General features: G+C 33.1%; 12 protein-coding genes. 6 read left to right on the forward strand and 6 right to left on the reverse strand.

All coding sequences use genetic code 11. The features are described from left to right. Positions 1-3: 3 nt before the first annotated feature. From atpD to APS56_RS12050, 6 genes are all read right to left on the reverse strand, one after another. Entirely contained in the window at positions 4-1,512 is a 1,509-nt protein-coding gene (gene atpD, locus APS56_RS12025; protein WP_054728465.1) for a F0F1 ATP synthase subunit beta, read from the reverse strand. A gap of 167 nt (positions 1,513-1,679) precedes the next feature. Next, positions 1,680-3,224 carry an SGNH/GDSL hydrolase family protein gene (locus APS56_RS12030; protein ID WP_054728468.1) on the reverse strand — a complete coding sequence of 515 codons (1,545 nt, stop codon included), beginning with the start codon at positions 3,222-3,224 and terminating at the stop codon, positions 1,680-1,682. 12 nt (positions 3,225-3,236) lie between these two features. Beyond that, positions 3,237-6,077: a TonB-dependent receptor gene (locus APS56_RS12035; protein WP_054728470.1), complete on the reverse strand. Its 2,841-nt coding sequence runs from the start codon at positions 6,075-6,077 to the stop codon at positions 3,237-3,239. Positions 6,078-6,298: 221 nt separating this feature from the next. Then, complete coding sequence (gene glmS / locus APS56_RS12040) at positions 6,299-8,146, reverse strand: glutamine--fructose-6-phosphate transaminase (isomerizing) (RefSeq protein ID WP_054728473.1); 1,848 nt, start codon at positions 8,144-8,146, stop codon at positions 6,299-6,301. A gap of 7 nt (positions 8,147-8,153) precedes the next feature. Then, entirely contained in the window at positions 8,154-9,809 is a 1,656-nt protein-coding gene (bamH, locus tag APS56_RS12045) for a BamH family beta-barrel-assembly machinery protein (protein WP_054728477.1), read from the reverse strand. 26 nt (positions 9,810-9,835) lie between these two features. Further along, positions 9,836-10,645: a glycogen/starch synthase gene (locus APS56_RS12050; protein ID WP_054728481.1), complete on the reverse strand. Its 810-nt coding sequence runs from the start codon at positions 10,643-10,645 to the stop codon at positions 9,836-9,838. 146 nt (positions 10,646-10,791) lie between these two features. Here APS56_RS12050 and panC point away from each other — a divergent pair, with 146 nt between their 5' ends. From panC to APS56_RS12080, 6 genes are all read left to right on the forward strand, one after another. Further along, a complete protein-coding gene (gene panC, locus APS56_RS12055) occupies positions 10,792-11,613 on the forward strand; it encodes a pantoate--beta-alanine ligase (RefSeq protein ID WP_432416449.1) in 822 nt (273 codons plus the stop codon). Positions 11,614-11,626: 13 nt separating this feature from the next. Beyond that, complete coding sequence (gene panD / locus APS56_RS12060; protein ID WP_054728487.1) at positions 11,627-11,977, forward strand: aspartate 1-decarboxylase; 351 nt, start codon at positions 11,627-11,629, stop codon at positions 11,975-11,977. 6 nt (positions 11,978-11,983) lie between these two features. Then, positions 11,984-12,955: a lysylphosphatidylglycerol synthase transmembrane domain-containing protein gene (locus tag APS56_RS12065; RefSeq protein WP_054728489.1), complete on the forward strand. Its 972-nt coding sequence runs from the start codon at positions 11,984-11,986 to the stop codon at positions 12,953-12,955. A gap of 87 nt (positions 12,956-13,042) precedes the next feature. Beyond that, a complete protein-coding gene (locus APS56_RS12070; protein WP_054728492.1) occupies positions 13,043-14,194 on the forward strand; it encodes an alpha/beta hydrolase in 1,152 nt (383 codons plus the stop codon). After that, entirely contained in the window at positions 14,195-15,553 is a 1,359-nt protein-coding gene (gene radA / locus APS56_RS12075; RefSeq protein ID WP_054728496.1) for a DNA repair protein RadA, read from the forward strand. 229 nt (positions 15,554-15,782) lie between these two features. Continuing rightward, positions 15,783-20,552, forward strand: coding sequence for a DUF8693 domain-containing protein (locus APS56_RS12080; RefSeq protein WP_054728499.1), 4,770 nt, complete (start codon positions 15,783-15,785; stop codon positions 20,550-20,552). Positions 20,553-20,627: the final 75 nt, after the last annotated feature.

The raw sequence follows: 20,627 nt of genomic DNA on the forward strand, positions 1-20,627 counted from the left end.
GGATTAAGCTTCAGCAAGCATTTTATCTCCAGCTTCAATAGCTTCTTCAATAGTTCCTTTAAGATTAAATGCTGCTTCAGGTAAGTGATCTAATTCACCATCCATAATCATATTAAATCCTTTTATAGTTTCTTTAATATCAACTAATACACCAGGGATACCTGTAAACTGCTCAGCTACGTGGAAAGGTTGAGATAAGAAACGTTGTACACGTCTTGCTCTACCTACAGCCAATTTATCTTCTTCAGATAATTCCTCCATACCTAATATGGCGATAATATCTTGTAATTCTTTGTAACGTTGTAATAACTCTTTTACGCGTTGTGCGCAAGCGTAATGATCATTTCCTAAAATTTCAGCAGTCAGAATTCTTGAAGTAGAATCTAATGGATCTACCGCAGGATAAATACCTAACTCGGCAATTTTACGAGATAATACGGTTGTAGCATCTAAGTGAGCAAAAGTTGTTGCAGGCGCAGGATCTGTTAAATCGTCAGCAGGTACATAAACCGCTTGTACTGATGTAATAGAGCCTCTTTTAGTAGAAGTAATACGTTCTTGCATCGCACCCATTTCGGTTGCTAAAGTTGGTTGGTAACCTACTGCAGAAGGCATACGACCCAATAATGCAGATACCTCAGAACCAGCTTGTGTAAAACGGAAGATGTTATCTACGAAGAAAAGCACATCTTTTCCTTGTCCTTCACCAGCACCATCACGAAAATACTCGGCAATTGTTAAACCAGATAATGCAACACGTGCACGTGCTCCAGGTGGTTCATTCATTTGCCCAAATACGAAAGTTGCTTTTGATTCTTTCATTTTAGATTTATCAACTTTAGATAAATCCCATCCACCTTCTTCCATGGAATGCATAAAGTCATCACCATAACGGATAATTCCAGACTCTAACATCTCTCTTAAAAGGTCATTTCCTTCACGAGTTCTTTCACCTACACCAGCAAATACTGATAAACCACCGTGACCTTTTGCTATATTGTTAATCAACTCCTGAATTAATACCGTTTTACCTACACCAGCACCACCAAATAAACCAATTTTACCACCTTTAGCATAAGGTTCAATTAAGTCGATTACTTTAATACCTGTAAATAAAACTTCGGTAGACGTTGATAAATCTTCAAATTTAGGAGCTTGACGGTGAATTGGTAACCCAGCTTCTCCAGTTTTAGGTAAATCTCCAAGGCCATCAATAGCATCTCCAATTACGTTGAATAAACGTCCGTAAACATCATCTCCAATTGGCATTTGTATAGGTGCGCCTGTTGCAAAAACTTCTGTCCCTCTACTTAGTCCATCAGAAGAATCCATAGCAATAGTACGAACTGTATCTTCACCAATATGTGATTGTACTTCTAATACTAATAAAGAACCGTCAGTTCTTTTAATTTCTAATGAATCATAAATTTTTGGAAGTTCAGCTCCAGCAGCGAATTCAACATCGATAACTGGACCTACTATTTGTGCAACTTTACCTGTAACTTTAGCCATTACTTATGTGTTTAATATTATGCTATTTAATTGAGTGAAAACGTCTTTGGTTTCCGCGTGCAAAGATATATTTTTTAATTTAAAATAAAAGTGGTTTTATAGGTTTTTTGGAATTAAAAAACGCCCTCTAAAAGAAGGCATTTATTCAATGCTAATAGGATGCTATTTTATTGTAAAAGAGGAGAGTAGTTTGTTGGATAGTCTCCTGCTTTTGCAACATTTCCTGAAGCTATAAAGTTGGATCCAAATGCAGCATCAATAGCTTCCAAAAATTTATTTGCCATAAAAGCATAACCTCTTGCGGTTAGATGAATTCCATCTAAACTTATGGCACCTCCAGTTACTAATTTAGCATTCATGGTATAATCATCAAAAGGAATCCCAGTTGAAGCTAATTGTTTTAAAATACTATTTAAATCTACTAAAGCTACATTTGTATTGGCATTTGCTACACTTTCAATGGTTGCATTATAAGCATCAGTGGCTTCTTTTATAGTGGCTTGTTCATTGGGTGTTAACACCCATTTATCTGCCAAAGGCACTGCCACTCCATTAACTGTTTGGGCATTGCCAGGAACAGCTAAAGTGCCAATAAAAGTAGATGCTGATAATATCAATAAATCATCAGAAGTTGCTTGTCTCATATTTGTTAATCTAGAATTTATGCCAGTTAGGTCTGATAAGCTTTCATCTAATATGAGTACGGCATTATTTCCTGCACTAAAATTTATTTTACGCTTATTTACTTCGTCTTGATTAAAGTTTGGTGCGGCTTGTGAAGGAATTACTCCAGCATTAATACCATCTAAAACATTTTGTAAGCCTTCATTATAAGTAGCAAAAGAAGCATTTAATTGTGCAGCGGTTGTGGCATCTAACTGAACTGGATTGTAAGGGACTGTTGTAAAATGTGGCAAATCTGTAATGTTAGGGACATTGGTTATGACTCCTTTTGCTCCACCAGATGTTAAGGTTGAAATAAGATAATTGAAAGTAGCGTCAAACCCTACTCCTACAGCTCCTGCATTAGGAGTAATAGCATCTGTATCATCTCCGCCAGATAGAGCGTAGCCTAAAACATCATTGCCTCCAATTTCAGATAAAGTAAAGAATGTAGGGTTTTTTGCCATCGCATCACCTAACATGGTTGCAGTAGCACTTGATGCCATTCTTATAAAATACGGATTTGCTGTTTTGCTTACTAAATTTGCAATATTTCCATAGCCATCAAAAAGTAAATGAAAACTCTTAGCTCCAGGAACTCCCATATTGTTAAAAGGGCCTTTTAAATTATTTATAGCCAAATCTGTAGTTGAAGTAATAGGGCCAATTACAGTAGATAATGGTACCGGGGCTGAGCCACCAAAAACTAACCTTGGTTCTAAAGTTGAACCAGGTAATTGAGTGCCACCCAAAGCAATGCCACCAATGTTGTCGTTCATTAGAGGTTGTGTAAAATCACCACCTCCTATTTTTGCAAATTGTTGCGATAATATATTTGGAAACGAATTGATTTGGGAAGCTTCAAATAAAGCACTATCTGTAAAACCAGCACTAAATGATGCTCCTAAGGCAACATAGGAAGAAAAATCTACACTTCCTGCTGTTAACTCTGGTAATGCAACATCATCATTGGTATTACTATCATCATCACTACAGGCTGTAAATCCTATCAGAATTGCAAAAAGGAGTAAATATTTTATATGTTTCATTTTAAATATATTTTATAAGTTATTAATTGTCCAAGAGATATAATACATAGAGCCAATGTTGCCAGTACCAAAAGCAGTTGCATAATCATCACCTAAAAGATTGGTTGCACCTAACTTAAATGATGACTTTAAGTCAGGGATTCTATAATTAATTTGTGCATCCACTACGTGATAAGAAGGGATCTGTCCATCTCCAAAACTTGATTCCCAAAAATAAGTATCACTCCATCTCCATGCTAAATTAAAGCCAAAATTTTTGAATAATTCAGTATTGCCAAAAGTGGCCTTTACTTTATGTTCAGCAGTATTAAAGCTAGGCCTAAAATTAGGATTAGCTTCTTTGTCAAAATCAAAATTAGAATACGTGTAATTCGCTCCTAAATCAAAACCTCCCAATATTTTGGTATTGATAGCAATAGCACTTCCGTAAGAATTAACTTCTGTCTTTGAATTTGTATATGTTTGATATCTTGCAAAATCATTGTTGCTAAGTGCAGCAAGTATTAATTGCGTGTCTTGATTTAATCCTGCAACAGAAGTTGGTATTTGAGGATCATATCCTGTTAAATCAAAATTAGCGTTATTACCGTAATATGTTGCAACTACAGATTCATTAGCTATGAAATCTTTATAGGTATTATAATATGCACTAAAGTCAATAATAACTTTGTTAACTTTTCCTCTATACCCAACCTCAAAAGATTTTACTTGTTCTGGTTTAACATAATTTGGGTTTCCTATAAATTCACTCCCATTATCAGCAGGGTTATGTGTTGCCAAACCTGTTGCAATTGTTGCAGCCATAGAATTGTTATAGGCAGCTGAACCTGGTTGTGTAACCGAATTAGGTTGACCAAGATTGTTCTGAGCAAATTGACTAACACTATAATTTCTAATAAAACGATTACCAATATCATTAGCTCCCCCAATTAGAGTACCTAAACCTGTTACCAACCCAATGTATAAATCTTGTGTATTTGGGTTTCTAAATCCTGTTTGATATGAGGCTCTAATGTTATGATTTTTTTCTATGGTATACCCAGCTGAAATTCTTGGTGAAAAAAATCCATCAAATAGTTCTGATTTATCATAACGTAAAGACCCAGTCAATTTTAAATTTTCTAAAATTGTTTTTTGCACTTGAGTATAAATACCAATTTCTGAATATGGAATTGTGTTTTCAGCATCTGCATATATAGTACCGAATGAATTTAAGTTGTATTTCCTATATGATCCTCCAACTTGAATTTCTGCAACATCAGTTAAATGACTAAAGTTGTAGTTGGCATCTGCGTGATAAATTTTAGAATTATCCTTGATTTTAGATCCAGTTAAAAAACTAGTGTCGTTAGTTACTTTATCAAATGCATTTTGAAACGCTTGAGTTCCTGGTTCTAACCTACCTGTTTCTGCTGTTTGTCTAGCAATTTCATGAGCTTGGGCATCAGTAGCTCCTCCTAAGGTAGCTTGAACATAAGCTCCTGTGTATTCGCCAAACCAAGTTTCATGCGGTTTCCAAACAGCAAGTATATTAGGCCCAGCAACATCCATAACATACGTGTCTCCTGCTTTATCTGAGGTAACATAACCGCGAAGAAAGAAATTCTGGTTTTTGATTTCTAACTTATGTTGTTGCACAGAAAACCCATCTATTCTATAGCGTTGAGCTCCTTGATAAATTGTAGAACCTGTACCAACTTTACCTACATAGGCAATTTCAAAATCATTTTCCCAAGGTCTGTAATATAGTCCCCAATCTGCTTTAACGCTTTCTGCATTATAATCGGTTAAATCTCTTTCAGCATACCCTGTTCTACTCACAGCCACAGCTGGTACTAATGCGTTTGCACCAGCAGGAAGAATTCCTAAATTTACTAATGTTAATGCAACATCATTAATGTTGGTTGTAACATTGTCTCCATAAATATTAACGCCATCATAATTAACATTAGTAGCTCTTGTACCACCTGTTTTATCCTTGTCGTTATAATCTGTTGCAAACCAATCAGTTCCTTTTAAGTAACCAAAGTTAACTTTTGCTGCAAATTTATTACTGAATTTATGTGCTGCTCTAATTCCAAAATCAGTATATTGGTTGTTACCTGCAGCTTCTTGTGACGTAATTCCTTGTTTTATATAAGCACTTATTCCTGTAAAATCAAATGGATTTTTACTTTGCATAAATAGTATACCATTAAAAGCGTTGGCACCATATAAAGCAGAAGCTGCACCTGGGAGTAATTCTACACTTTGAACATCTGTTTCAATCATACCTAATAAATTTCCCAAAGGAAAATTAAGTGCTGGTGCCGCGTTATCCATACCGTCTACCAATTGCATAAATCGATTGTTTCCAAAAGCAGCAAACCCTCTGGTATTGATTGATTTAAAAGTTAAACTATTGGTGTTGATGTCTACGCCTTTCAAATTTTCTAAACCTCCATAAAAGTCTGATGAGGCAGTATTTTTAATGTCTTTTAACCCGAAGCGTTCAACTGTAACCGGTGATTCAAAAATTCGTTCAGGTGTTCTAGATGCGGAAATAACTACTTCATCTAAAGATGTTCCTTCTTTTAAAACAAAATTAATTGTTTGATTATTGGATGTAATTTGTTCTAGATAAGATTCAAAACCAACACTACTTGCTTGGATAGTAAATGGTGGTGATTGACTTACTGTTAGAGAAAATTTACCATCAAAGTCTGTAACTGTACCTATTGATGTTCCAACAATTATTATGTTGGCTCCGGGAAGCGGCTGGCCGCTATCATCTGTTACAGTACCTGAAAATGTCGTCTGTGAATATAACATACCACAAAAGAATAACAGTAGAATAGAAATAGTCGTTTTCATACATTATTAGAATTTAGTTTTTATGTAATATTTAGTGTTTATAATTTAGTGCTTATTGTAAAAATATAAAAAAATTATGCACGCATAGTATATTTTAATAAAAAAACACCCTAAATATTGTTAAATATTCAAAAAACCCTGTTGTAAATAATAAAACCATCATTTTTTCGATAGAAAAAATGATGGTTTTGATATGTTGATTTGTTAAGTTTTAGACTATTCTACTCTACGGTTACCGATTTAGCCAAATTACGTGGTTGATCGACATTTTTACCTAATAGTACCGCAATATGGTAAGATAATAATTGAAGTGGAATGGTTGTTAGTAATGGAGAAAGAGATTCTAAAGTATCGGGAACTTCGATGATATGGTCTGCTAATTTTCTAACATCAACATCGCCCTCAGTTACAATTCCAATAATTTTTCCTTTCCTAGATTTAATTTCTTGAATGTTGCTAACAACTTTTTCATAATGGCCTTTTTTAGTTGCAATAACTATAATTGGCATGTTTTCATCGATTAAGGCAATTGGACCGTGCTTCATTTCTGCTGCTGGATAACCTTCAGCATGAATATAAGATATTTCTTTAAGTTTTAATGCGCCTTCAAGAGCAACAGGGAAGTTATAGCCTCTACCTAAATATAAACAATTGGGGGCATCCTTGTATATATCAGCAATCATTTTAATATGAGAATCAGATTCTAAAGCTTTTTCTACTTTTTTTGGAATCATTTCTAATTCTAAAAGGTGCGTTCGGAAATCGGAACTGCTAATAGTGCCTTTGGCTCTAGATAATCTTAAAGCTATTAAAGTTAAAACGGTAATTTGAGTTGTAAATGCTTTTGTTGAAGCTACACCTATTTCTGGTCCAGCATGTGTATAAGCACCTGCATGAGTTTCTCTGGCAATAGACGATCCTACAACATTACATACTCCAAACACAAAAGCACCTTTTGATTTTGCTAATTTAATAGCAGCTAAGGTATCTGCTGTTTCTCCAGATTGTGAGATAGCTATTAAAATATCATTTTCAGTTATGACAGGATTTCTGTATCTAAATTCTGAAGCATATTCAACTTCCACAGGAATTCTTGCTAAATCTTCAAAAATATATTCTGCAACTAAGCCTGCATGCCATGATGTTCCACAAGCAACAATAATGATACGATTAGCATTGAGGAATTTTTTCATGTTATCTTCAATACCAGCCATTTTTATAATGGCTTCGTTTCTTAGTAATCGGCCTCTGTAAGTATCTGTAATAGCTTTTGGTTGTTCATGAATTTCTTTAAGCATGAAATGCTCATATCCTCCTTTTTCAATTTGCTCTAAATTAAGTTGAAGTTCTTGGATATAGGGGGCAACCAATGAGTCATCTTTTATTTTTCTGACTTTTATTGGTTTATGAAATCTAATTATAGCCATTTCTTCATCTTCTAAATAAATAGCATTTTTAGTGTATTCTAAAAAGGGAGAGGCGTCACTAGCTATAAAAAATTCATTTTCACCAATTCCAACTGCCAAAGGACTTCCTAATCTAGCAATTACAATTTCTTCAGGTTTTGTTTTGTCAAAAACAGCTATAGCGTAAGCACCAATGACTTGGTTTAAGGCTATTTGAACTGCTTTTCCGAGTTTTATGTTTTCTTGTTTTTTTACGTCTTCTATTAAATTTACCAATACTTCTGTATCTGTATCGGAATGAAAAACATAGCCTCTAGAAATCAATTCTTGTTTTAGTGATTCATAATTTTCAATAATACCGTTATGAATAATAACTAATTCTCCAGAGTTTGAGACATGTGGATGAGAATTTACATCGTTTGGAACACCATGGGTAGCCCATCTTGTATGTCCAATTCCTATGTTTCCACTTTTTGTAATTTCTTTTTCTGAAAGGGCTTCCAAATCAGCAACTTTACCTTTAGTTTTTGAAACTTTTAGGTTTTCACCGTCAAATAGGGCTATACCTGCACTATCATATCCTCTGTACTCTAAGCGTTTAAGGCCTTCGATAACAATAGGGTAAGCTTCTCGATGTCCTAAATATCCAACAATTCCACACATAATTAATTTATTTTGGTTTAGTAAAAAAAAGTTTTAGTGCTATTTGTTTATCAGTTTCAACATTATTGTGGCTTCCATATAAAATAGTGCCTCTTGGGCTAATGATAGATGCAGCAGGAATTGCCGTTACCTCATCTTCGCTATTTAAAATGAATGCATTGTTTGTATAATTAACATTATTTGAAATTACTAATCCAATTTTTGTATTTGTAGAATCATTAAAAACAAGGTTGTTTAAATGATCTGTAATACGGATTTTATACTTCCAAATCCCCGAATCTTCACCCTCTTCATTTCGTAATCCTAAATGGATATATTTAGAAAATACAGGAGTTGTGCCATCGGTTGTTTGATCGTTTGTGTAATCAACAAGTGGTGTGTTATTTTTTATATCGTAGGCATATAGTCTGTCATAAGAATGATCTTCTGATGGTGAATCTATATCTTCGTAAATAATTAATTGGGCTTCATTAATCAGAACATTTTGATCGCCATTAGCATTTTTTAATTCTGCTTTTAAAGCGTCTAAATCATCAGGAAAACCATTGTTGTTTAAATCTTCACCTGGAAATAAATCAACTACTGCCATTGATCCAACATTTTTTAAATATAGTTGTTCGTCTCCTTCTGCTTTGTTGCCATTATTTAAAGTCATTAAATCAAAATCATTAACAAATGTATTTATTTTGTTCCCTGTAAAATTTAAAGTGTAGGTACTTTGATATTTAGTTGGGTCGGTTTCAGATAAGTCCTCAGAATAATATATGACTATAGTAGCCCCACTGTTTGCTAAATCTAATGAAATTAGATTGCCATTTTCTGAGATAGGCTCAACTTTAAAATATAAGCCTCTAAAATAGTCTTTAAAGTTGCTATCATTACTTAAAACACTTGTGCCTTCTTTGTCTAATATGGTAGTTTTCCAAAAGGAGTTATCTAAATGAATTCGATATGAAGGAGCAAGTATTTCTGATGTTTCTACTTCATCATCATCATTTGTGGTTGTTAAAACAATTTCTTCATTACTTGGGATAAAAGCAGAATTCTCATAAATCAAAGAGCCTTTGTGGGTATCAAAATCTATCGTTACATTTTCTGTAATGGCAGAATTTATAGTTTTATCAGCATTGTTAGCGTTTGAGTAATAGCGTTGAGACTCATCGAAGCTTGTATTAGGGTTAAAACTTCTTAAAAAATAATTGTTTTGATAGATAGATAATTTAATTGGCGACTCTGTATTTCCATATAAAGAATCTAATTTATATATGTTTTTTGTTGTCCCATCAGTATTGATTTGGGTTTCAATAAGTGTACTGTAATAAGGAATTGTTAAAACCACTGAGTCTATAACGGGATTAATTCCAAAATCGGGATTACTAACAGCTTGAGTTAATTGGGTAACAAAACTAGCTTTGGTTTGTCCGTAAAGTGGGTCGTTATATACACCTAAGAGTGTAGATGTTAGATTGCTAGTCTGAACTGAGTCTAATTTTTTATTGTAAGCCTTAACGGGAATTATTAAATCAGGCGTTTCAAAATTAGCATTGTCTTGACCAATAACATCACTTTCAATGATACTAAAATCCCTGTCGCAAGCAACGAAAGATATAACAACAAGTAAGATAGAACAGGTAGGTAATAGGGCTTTAAATATTTCTTTCATAATTTTTTAATGAACACTAATAGGGGTTATACTAACACTTCTGAGTTAAAAAATGTTGTGTAAGCTTCACCAAATTCATCTTTGCTTTTGTATTCTAATACGGGTTTGTTAGAATTATTAATGTAATTCTCTAATTCTTCAGGGAGGTCTTCAGAACCTACGATTAAAGCATCAGAAAAATCAATTGCAACTTTCATTAAATTGGTATACGAAGGTGTTTCTAAAATTTTAACTACATCATCACTAATATTGTCAAATTTAATTTTATTATACATATCTTCGTTTAACGTATTGTTAAAACTTTGATTATATACAGAAGTAACAATTTTACTCTCGCTAAATAAAGGTTCATCTTTATAGTATTCTTTTAAGTACAGAGGCAATAGAGAGGCCAGCCATCCATGCACATGAATAACATCTGGGGCCCAGTTTAATTTTTTTACGGTTTCTATTACACCTTTAGCAAAAAAAATGGCGCGTTCATCATTGTCCGGAAACATAACACCTTGTTTGTCTTTAAATGTGCCTTTTCTTTTAAAGTACTCTTCGTTATCTATAAAGTAAACTTGTATACGCTCTTTAGGAATGGAAGCTACTTTTATAATTAGTGGCATATCCAAATCATTGATTACTAAATTGATTCCTGATAGGCGTATTACTTCATGTAATTGATGTCTTCGTTCATTAATATTACCGTATCTGGGCATGAATATCCTTATTTGTCCACCTTGTTGATTTACAAATCTTGGAGCTTCAAAAGACATGGAAGAAATTTCCGTCTCTGGCAAATAAGGTACTACTTCAGATGATACATACAATATCCTCTTATCTTTCATATGATTGTTTTTGGTGTTTTTCGTGAGAATTCAAAATAAAAAACACGCAAAATTACAAAATTTTATGCAGATTGGCAGTAAAAATATTAAGTTTGCACCCGTTATATTTTTATAGAACATTGGAAGCTTATTCAGATAGAGAACAAATAGAGAAGATTTTAACTTCTTTTAGGGCTAAACAGTTGCTTGTTGGGTTTGTGCCAACTATGGGAGCTTTGCATCAAGGACACTTAGCGTTGGTAGAAAAAGCGTTGGCACATAATGATAAAGTTGTGGTAAGTGTTTTTGTCAATCCTACGCAGTTTGATAATCCTGAGGATCTTAAAAAATACCCCCGAACTTTAAATGAAGATTTGGCTTTGCTAAAAGACCTTTCGGTAGATATTATAGTGTATGCTCCAACGGTTGAAGATATGTACAAAGGCAATACCATATCTGAAAAATTTGATTTTGATGGCTTAGAGTTTGAAATGGAAGGTAGATTTAGAAATGGACATTTTGATGGTGTAGGTACCATAGTAAAACGTTTATTCGAAATTATAAAACCAGATAGTGCTTATTTTGGGGAAAAAGATTTTCAGCAGTTACAAATTATAAAAAAACTTGTTGAAAAGCATGATTTGCCAGTAACAATTGTAGGTTGCCCTATTTATAGAGAAACCAGTGGTTTGGCAATGAGTTCACGCAATACACGGTTAAAACCTGCATATAAAAAGGCGGTTCCATTTATTTATAAAACTTTAAAAACTGCCAAAATTAAATTTGGCACAAAAAGTGCTAATAAAGTGACTGAGTGGGTTGAATCGCAATTTGCAAAACAGCCATTATTAAAATTGGAGTATTTTATAATTGCAGATGAAGCTACCTTAAAAACAGTAAAACGAAAATTAAACAAAAAGACATATAGAGCATTTATTGCAGTTTATGCCGATGATATCAGATTGATTGATAATATAGCTTTAAATTAATTATCTTTGCCTCATGCAAATACAAGTAGTAAAATCTAAAATTCACAGAGTAAAATGCACTGGTGCAGAACTTAACTACATTGGTAGTATTACTATTGATGAAGATTTAATGGATGCTGCCAATATTATTCAGGGTGAAAAAGTTCAAATAGTAAATAACGATAACGGTGAACGACTAGAAACCTATTGTATTCCTGGTCCTAGAAAAACAGGAGAAATAACTCTTAACGGTGCTGCCGCTAGAAAAGTTGCAGTGGGTGATACTTTAATTTTAATTACTTATGCTTTTATGGATATTGAAAAAGCTAAAGTATTTAAACCGTCCTTAGTGTTTCCAGACGAAGCAACTAACTTGTTAAATTAATTCCCTTTGAATTCTTCAGTAAAAAAAGCGCTTAAAATTTTAATTCCGCTTTTATTGGCTATTGTTTTTGGTTGGTTTATGTTTTCTGAAATACCAATAAAAACAGTTACACCTTATTTTAAAAGTGCTGATTATTATTATATAGTTTTAGGGGTTTTTTGCGGACTATTAAGCCATTTGTCAAGAGCTTATCGATGGAAATTTTTGCTGGAACCTATGGGGTATAAAGTAAAGTTGCCTAATAGTATTATGGCCGTTTTTATTACTTATTTAGCAAATTACGGCATTCCAAGATCTGGTGAGGTGCTAAGGGCAGCAGTTTTAACTAACTATGAAAATGTTCCTTTTGAAAAAGGTTTTGGTACGATAGTAGCCGAACGTATTGCAGACCTTATCGTTATGATGGGAATTATTATTTTAACTCTTCTTTTTCAATTTGATTTTATTTATCAATTACTTAAACAGGCTTTTCAGCCAATAAAATTGGTTATTGCAGGCGTTTTGGCAATACTTTTTTTAGGGGTACTTGTTGTTTATATAAAAAGAAGTAGCTCTAAATTTGCTTTAAAAATACGAACGTTTTTAACTGGATTATTAGAGGGACTCTTAAGTATTTTTAAAATGAAATATAAGTGGGCTTTTATTTTTCATACGCTATTTATATGGGGCATGTACGTGCTCATGTTTTATATTACTACTTTTTCATTGGAAGAGTTGAATGGAGCTTCGATAGGGGCTGTATTGGTGGCTTTTATAGCAGCCAGTTTTACAATAGCTGCTACTAATGGCGGGGTGTTTTTTTATCCTGCAGCAGTTTTAGGAGCCTTTTTGTTATTTGGATTGCCTAAAGATGCTAGTTATGCTTTTGGTTGGATTATTTGGTCGTCACAAACACTTATGATTTTTATTTTTGGAATTCTGTCATTTATCTTTGTACCAGTTTATAATAGAAATAAAACTTCAGAAAATACTAAATAAGGTTTTAGAGCTTTCACAGGAAGTTTGTTTTTAAACTTTCGGTTAATTTGTTACCTTGCTCAAGTGTTAAATCTCAAATCTTTTAAAATGAAAAAACCAATCATTTCCATTTTATCATTGTGCTTTTCTTTATGTTTTATTCATGCTCAGGTTATTTATAAATCTTTCGAATCATCAAAATTAGGTGAATCACGTGAAATTAAAATACAATTACCTCGTGGTTATGAAAATAACACAGATAAAAAATATCCGTTATTTATTGTGCTCGATGGCGATTATCTTTTTGAGGCTGTAGCAGGAAATGTAGATTATTACTCATATTGGGAAGATATGCCTGAGGCTATTGTAGTTGGAATCAATCAATTAGGTAAACGGTATGATGATTGTTTGTATTCTGAACAAAACTCATTGCCTATTGAAACAGGTATTAGTTTTTTTGAATTTTTAGGTATGGAATTAGTACCTTTTATTGAGAATAATTTTAGAACTGAAAATTTTAGAGTTGCTGTAGGTCATGGTGAAACGGCTAATTTTATAAATTATTATTTGCTTAAAGGTCAGCCTTTATTTCAAGGATATGTAGTTATTAGTCCAGAATTAGCACCAAAAATGACAGATTATCTGTTTGATGGTCTAAGTAAGTTAGAATCTAAAATATTCTATTATTTAGCGACTACTAAAAACGATTCAAAATCTATTTTAGAGGCTACTCAAAGGCTAGATACAAGTATTAGTAGTATTGATAATAACAATGTGCTTTATAAATATAATAGTTTTGACGATCCATCACATTATTCTGTGCCAGCACATGCTATACCTAATGCTATAGAAACTATTTTTCATGTATATCAACCTATTAGTATTAAGGAATATAGAGAGTATATTCTTCTGTTAGATGAATCCCCTGTTGTTTATTTAGAAGAAAAATATCAAACAATTAATGATTTATTCGGTATAGAAAAGCAAATTCTTATTAACGATTTTAAAGCTATTGCAGCAGCCATTGAAAAAAATCAGCAATATGAGTATTATGAGCATTTAGGGAAGTTAGCTCGTAAATATTATCCAGACACACTTTTGGGGACTTATTACATAGCACGTTTTTATGAAGAAACTGGCGAACCTAAAAAAGCCATGCGTACGTACCAATCTGCATTTGTTTTGTCTGAAATAGCTGGCATTACAAAAGATGAAGTGTTGCAAAAAGCAAATGCTATTAAAGAAGATTTTGGATACTAAATGGCAAAAGTAAAAACCACTTTTTTCTGCCAAAGTTGCGGAAATCAATACGCTAAATGGCAAGGGCAATGTACAGCTTGTAAGCAATGGAATACGATTGTGGAAGAAGTTATTCAAAAGCAAGATAAAAGCGGTTGGAAATTACCAACATCTACCACAAAGCGAGTTTCTAAACCATTATTAATTAAAGAAATTGATAGTGCTAAAGAGGCGAGGTTGGATACTTTTGATGGTGAATTTAATAGAGTGCTTGGTGGTGGCATAGTACCTGGCTCTTTAATATTATTAGGGGGCGAACCAGGTATTGGTAAAAGTACATTGCTACTTCAAATTTCATTAAAATTACCTTATAAAACTCTTTACGTTTCAGGAGAAGAAAGCCAAAAGCAAATAAAAATGCGTGCCGAACGCATTAATCCTGAAAACGATAATTGCTATATTTTAACTGAAACTAAAACACAAAATATATTTAAACAAATTGAAGTTTTGGAGCCAGATATTGTTATTATCGATTCCATTCAAACGCTTCATAGCGATTATATAGAATCCTCTTCAGGAAGTATTTCGCAAATAAAAGAGTGTACTACAGAACTTATAAAATTTGCAAAAGAAACTGCGACCCCGGTTTTATTAATTGGTCATATTACTAAAGATGGTAACATTGCAGGGCCTAAAATTTTAGAACATATGGTGGATACGGTTTTACAATTTGAAGGTGACCGCAATCACGTGTTTAGAATTTTAAGAGCTCATAAAAATAGATTTGGTTCTACAAATGAATTAGGTATTTATGAAATGCAAGGCTCTGGTTTAAGAGAAGTTTCTAATCCTTCCGAAATTTTAATTTCGAAAAAAGACGAAGAACTTTCAGGTAATGTAATTGCAGCAACTTTAGAAGGCATGCGTCCACTAATGATTGAAGTGCAAGCTTTGGTTAGTACGGCTGTTTACGGTACGCCTCAGCGTTCAGCGACAGGGTTTAATGCTAAACGGCTTAATATGTTGTTGGCGGTTTTAGAAAAGCGAGCTGGCTTTCGATTAGCTGCTAAAGATGTGTTTTTGAATATTACGGGAGGTATTACTGTAGATGATCCAGCTATTGATTTAGCCGTTGTAGCAGCCATTTTATCTTCAAATGAAGATGTTGCTTTGCAAAAAGATTTTTGTTTTGCTGCTGAGGTTGGATTGTCTGGCGAAATTCGACCAGTACAACGTGCTGAACAGCGTATTTTAGAAGCTGAAAAACTTGGTTTTTCAACTATTTTTGTGTCTAAATACAATAAAATTTCACTAAAAAAAACGGCTATTAAAATTCAATTAATTTCTAAAATTGAAGATTTAATTGAGTTTGTTATCTAGCTTCTTAAACAATTAAATACGTCTTTTAACGATACTATCATACATTTAATCGATAAAAATTAATGATTTTCTTAGTTTGTTAATGTTTTTATGATTAATATTGTCGAATAATTACATAAAAAAACAAATGGATGTCTTTTTTGTGTAATGATAACTTCCCTCAAGTTTATCTTTTATATTTTTTTAAGTAAAATTTTGTCTCCCAAAGGCAACTATAAAATCTTAACCTATGAAAATAAATTATACCAATTTATCTTATAGCGTAGTGCTACTACTTATGTTTGAGTTTCTAACTGTTGGAAAATTACATGCTCAATATTGTACACCTGCTAATATTGGAAGCTATGACAACTATTATATTTCTCATGTAGATGTAGGTAGTATTAATAACTCTACTTCAGGTTCTACGGGAGGTTATACTTATTATTCTTCTATAGCAGCAACAGAGATTATGGTAGGTGAAACTGTTACAGGGACGGTTACAGTAACACTTGATGGTTGGAATAGAAGTAAACATAACTTAATTGTTTGGATGAATTTTAATAATTCAGATGACGATTTTGAAGATAACGGCGAGCAATTTATATTCACATTTCAGGATAAATCTAATTCAAGTGGTATAAAAACTATTGATGTTCCTATATCTATAGATGTTCCTAATAATGCAATGATTGGTAATTCTATGATGCGTATTGGTTTTCGAGAAAAACAAAGTAGTAATTTTACTTCATGTGATTATAAATACAAAGCTGGAGAAGTTGAAGATTATAACATTAAGTTTGTTTCAGATAGTGATTCAGATTCTTCAATTGTAATAGTAGATCCAGAATATATAGAACCTAATAATATTGGAGATTGGAGTAATTATTTTATTTCTAACGTAAAAATAGGTTCAATTGATAATAATAGTTCAGGCAATACAGGTGATTATACTTACTATTCTTCTATAGAGGCAACAGATGTAAATATAGGTGAAACTTTGGAAGGAACTGTAGAAGTAACACTTAATGGATGGAACACATCAAGAAATACAGTGGTCGTTTGGATGAATTTTAATGAAGAAACTGATGATGATTTTGAGGATATTGGAGAGCAGTTTTTATTTACCTTTAGAGATAGAGATTATGTAAGCGGCAATAAAGTAATTGAAGTGCCAATAACTATAAATATTCCAGATGATTTGGTAGAAGGAAATTCGGTAATACGAATAGGAATTCTTGAAGGAACAGATACTAATTTTACTTCTGAAAATTACAATTATAAAGCAGGTGAGGTTGAGGATTATAAGATTAGTTTTAAATCAAGTACTTCTATAACTCCAGAAATTGATACAGATGGTGATGGTATTCCAGATTTATTAGATATAGATGATGATAATGATGGCATTTTAGACGACGTAGAATGTGGTATAGTTTATTGTGCTGAAAATATAGTTAATGGAAGCTTTGAAGATACAGACATAGCCTTAGGGAATCACTTAACTACACATGAAGATAATGTGCCTGGATGGAAAACAACTGCAACCGATCATAAAATAGAGTTATGGAGTGAAGGTTTTTATGATGTTTCTTCTGCTGATGGCGATAATTTTGCAGAGCTTAATGCCAACCAGTCGGCAGCACTTTATCAAGAACTATGTATTTCAGGAGGCTCTAAAGTCCAATGGTCTGTTAAACATAGAGGAAGAACTGGTGTAGATGTAGCTCAGGTACAAATAGGGTCAGATTTATCATCAGTATCAACGGTAGCTGTCATGTCTGATGGAAATACAACATGGGGAAGTTATTCAGGCATTTATGATGTGCCAATTGGGCAAAATACAACTTTTTTTATTTTCAAAGCAATAAGTACGGCGTCTGGTTCTACTACTGTAGGAAATTTTATTGATGACGTAGTTATTACAGTTTTAACAGAACCTACATGCGCTGATACGGATGGAGATGGAATTGAAGATAAAGTAGATTTAGATAGTGATAACGATGGAATACCAGATAATATTGAAGCGCAATTAACTTTAGGATATGTATTGCCAAGTGGAGTGGTAAATACTTCTGGTTCTTATGTAGGATTATGGGATAATTATGGGACAGGTCTTGTGCCAGTAGATACTGATGGTGATGGTACACCAGACTATCTGGATACTGATTCTGATAATGATGGGATTACAGATATTATGGAAAATGGTATGGCAGATACTTTTTTTGTTGTTGATGCCGATACTGACGGGCTGTATGATGTCTTTGAAACCAATGGTGTAAGTGATGCTGTTTGGGATGTGAATGAAGATATTGAGGATCCTACAGACATAACTATTTTGCCTGACACAGACTCTGACTTGGCCACAGGTGGAGATTTGGACTATAGAGATTTATTTGATGTTAACCCGCCACTAATTGCAGCGATAGATTTTGATGGAATTGATGATTATTTATCAAGAGATTCTTTTATAAATGGTCTGGGTAATATAACGATAATGGCATGGGTTAAATCAGATACTGGAAATTCAACCGATATGGTTATAGCTGGTGAAGATACAGGTTGTAAGCTGTGGCTTAAAAATGGAAATAAACCTATGTTTACAATAAATATTGCAGGTGGTACTGAAACATCTATTGGCTATAATAGCTCAGCAATTAATCTTAATGAATGGCATCATATTGCAGCAACTTACAGCAGTTTAGATGGAGATATAATACTATATGTTGATGGTGAACAGGTTGATTCTTCAAATATTGGGGTAGGTAGGGTAATAGAAAATACGGTGTTTTCTAATGGAAATTTTGAAATAGGAAGATTATCCAGTCAAGTAAGCAATAAATTATATTTTAAAGGAGATATTGATGAGGTAAGGGTTTTTGATGTTGCTTTAACAGAAAGTCAATTACAAAGATCTGTATATCAAGAAATCGAAAATAGCTCAGGTTATGTTAAAGGAACTGTAGTTCCTAAAAATATATGTGATACTTCAACAGGTCATACAATTCCTTGGTCAAATCTAATTGCTTACTACCCAATGACAGATATAAAAACAGGTAAAGCTTCAGATTACTCAAATAATGGTAAAGAGCTGTATGTAAACAACATAACAACAATTCAGGAGCAAACGGCTCCTATGCCTTATATTACATCAAGCAATGGTGCATGGACCGCAGAGTCAACTTGGTTACATGGTAATGTTTGGGATATAACCAATATTAATACAAATAAAGAGTGGAGTATTTTAAGTATTAAAAATGATGTTACAGCGAATCATTATGTAAGTTCCACTGGGCTAATAATAGATTCAGGAAAAACACTAACGGTTGGAGCAGATGGTTTGGATTATCAATTAAAAAATACTTGGTATTTCGAGCTAAACGGTACTTTAGATTTAAAAGCAGATTCGCAATTAATTCAAACCATAGAAAGTGATTTAGTAACTTCCGATACGGGTAAAATATTAAGGCGTCAAGAAGGAACCTCAAATAAATACAGATATAATTATTGGGGGTCTCCAGTGGGAACGTTAGGTGCTACGACTTTAACCGATAACAATGCCTCAACCAATAATACTAACAACACCCCATTCAAATTAAATATGCTGAAAGATGAAATGGGAACTAATTTTTCTTTTACTTCAGCATATGATAAAATTGGAATGTTAAGTACCTATTGGATTTATACTTTTAAAAATGGTGTAACCTATTGGGATTGGGAGTTTCTTAAGCCAACAGCTTCATTAGACGTTGGTGTTGGTTATACTCAAAAAGGAACAGGAAATGCAGGACTTGAGCAACAATATATTTTTGAAGGAAAGCCAAATAATGGAACCATACATATTAATGTTATAGATACAGGGGGAGAAGGTTCTGTGGCGAGTAAAACAAAAACGGAATACTTATTAGGAAACCCGTATCCATCAGCCTTAGATATTCACAAATTTATTGATGATAACGAAGGTGTTATTGGCGGCTCATTACAATTGTGGCAACAATGGGCAGGGAATTCTCATAACTTGGGAGAATACCAAGGAGGGTATGCGCAAGTAACAAAAACAGGTTCGGTAAGAGCGTTTCAGTTTGTGGGTATTGATGGGGCAAATAACGGTTCGCAAGATGGCACTTTAACTCCGTCAAGATACTTGCCTGTGGGGCAAGGTTTCATTGTAGAAATTGTAGCAAATGGTACTGTGGAGTTTAATAACGGTCAGCGTGTGTTTATTAAAGAATCTGATGCTGATGGTGGATATGATAATGGTTCTACATTTTTTAAAACGAATAATGTTAAGGAAAAGGTTTCAGAATCAACAGAGGACAATCAGGAATCACAAATGCAAAAAATTCGCTTGGAATTTAATTCGGTGTCTGGACCAGAAACACGAAGAGAACTACTTTTAGGATTCAGTGAGGCTACAACAGATGCTTTTGATTATGGTTATGAAGCTGAACATACAGAAACAAATAACAATGATTGTAATTTAGATTTGGATGGAAAAAATATGATTATACAAGCGTACAGTCCTATTACAGATGATAAAGTAATTCCATTAAATTTTAAATCGTCAGGTGATAATACTTTTGAAATTAAAATTTCTGAAATGATATATGTTGAAGAAAATCAGGTTGTTTATTTAAGAGATAATTTGACGGGCGAATATTTTGAATTGACATCTATGAACGCTTACAGATTTAGTTCGGAAGCAGGAATATTTAATAAAAGATTTGAAATTGTATTCCAATCTGAATCAGAAACATTAAGTGCGGAAGCGTCAAAATACACTGAAAATTTTATTTATTTTCAAAATAGTTCAAATACATTATTTGGCAAAAAGCTAAATGTTTCTGTTACTAAGTTGGCTATAATAAGTATGACTGGACAAACTGTAATGGAACTTCACAATGTTTCGCCTCAAACTTTAAGTAATGGAATTAATATATCCAATGTTGCAACTGGAGCATATGTGGCATGTTTGAGAACAGAGGATAATCAAGTAATTACCAAAAAGTTAATTGTAAATTAAATTTTGATAAAAATTCTGAAAATACTATTAAAAATCATTAAAATAGCTTTATAATTAAATAGCTTTTAGTTTTTT

It is taken from the genome of Pseudalgibacter alginicilyticus, from assembly GCF_001310225.1.
Classification (GTDB): domain Bacteria; phylum Bacteroidota; class Bacteroidia; order Flavobacteriales; family Flavobacteriaceae; genus Pseudalgibacter; species Pseudalgibacter alginicilyticus.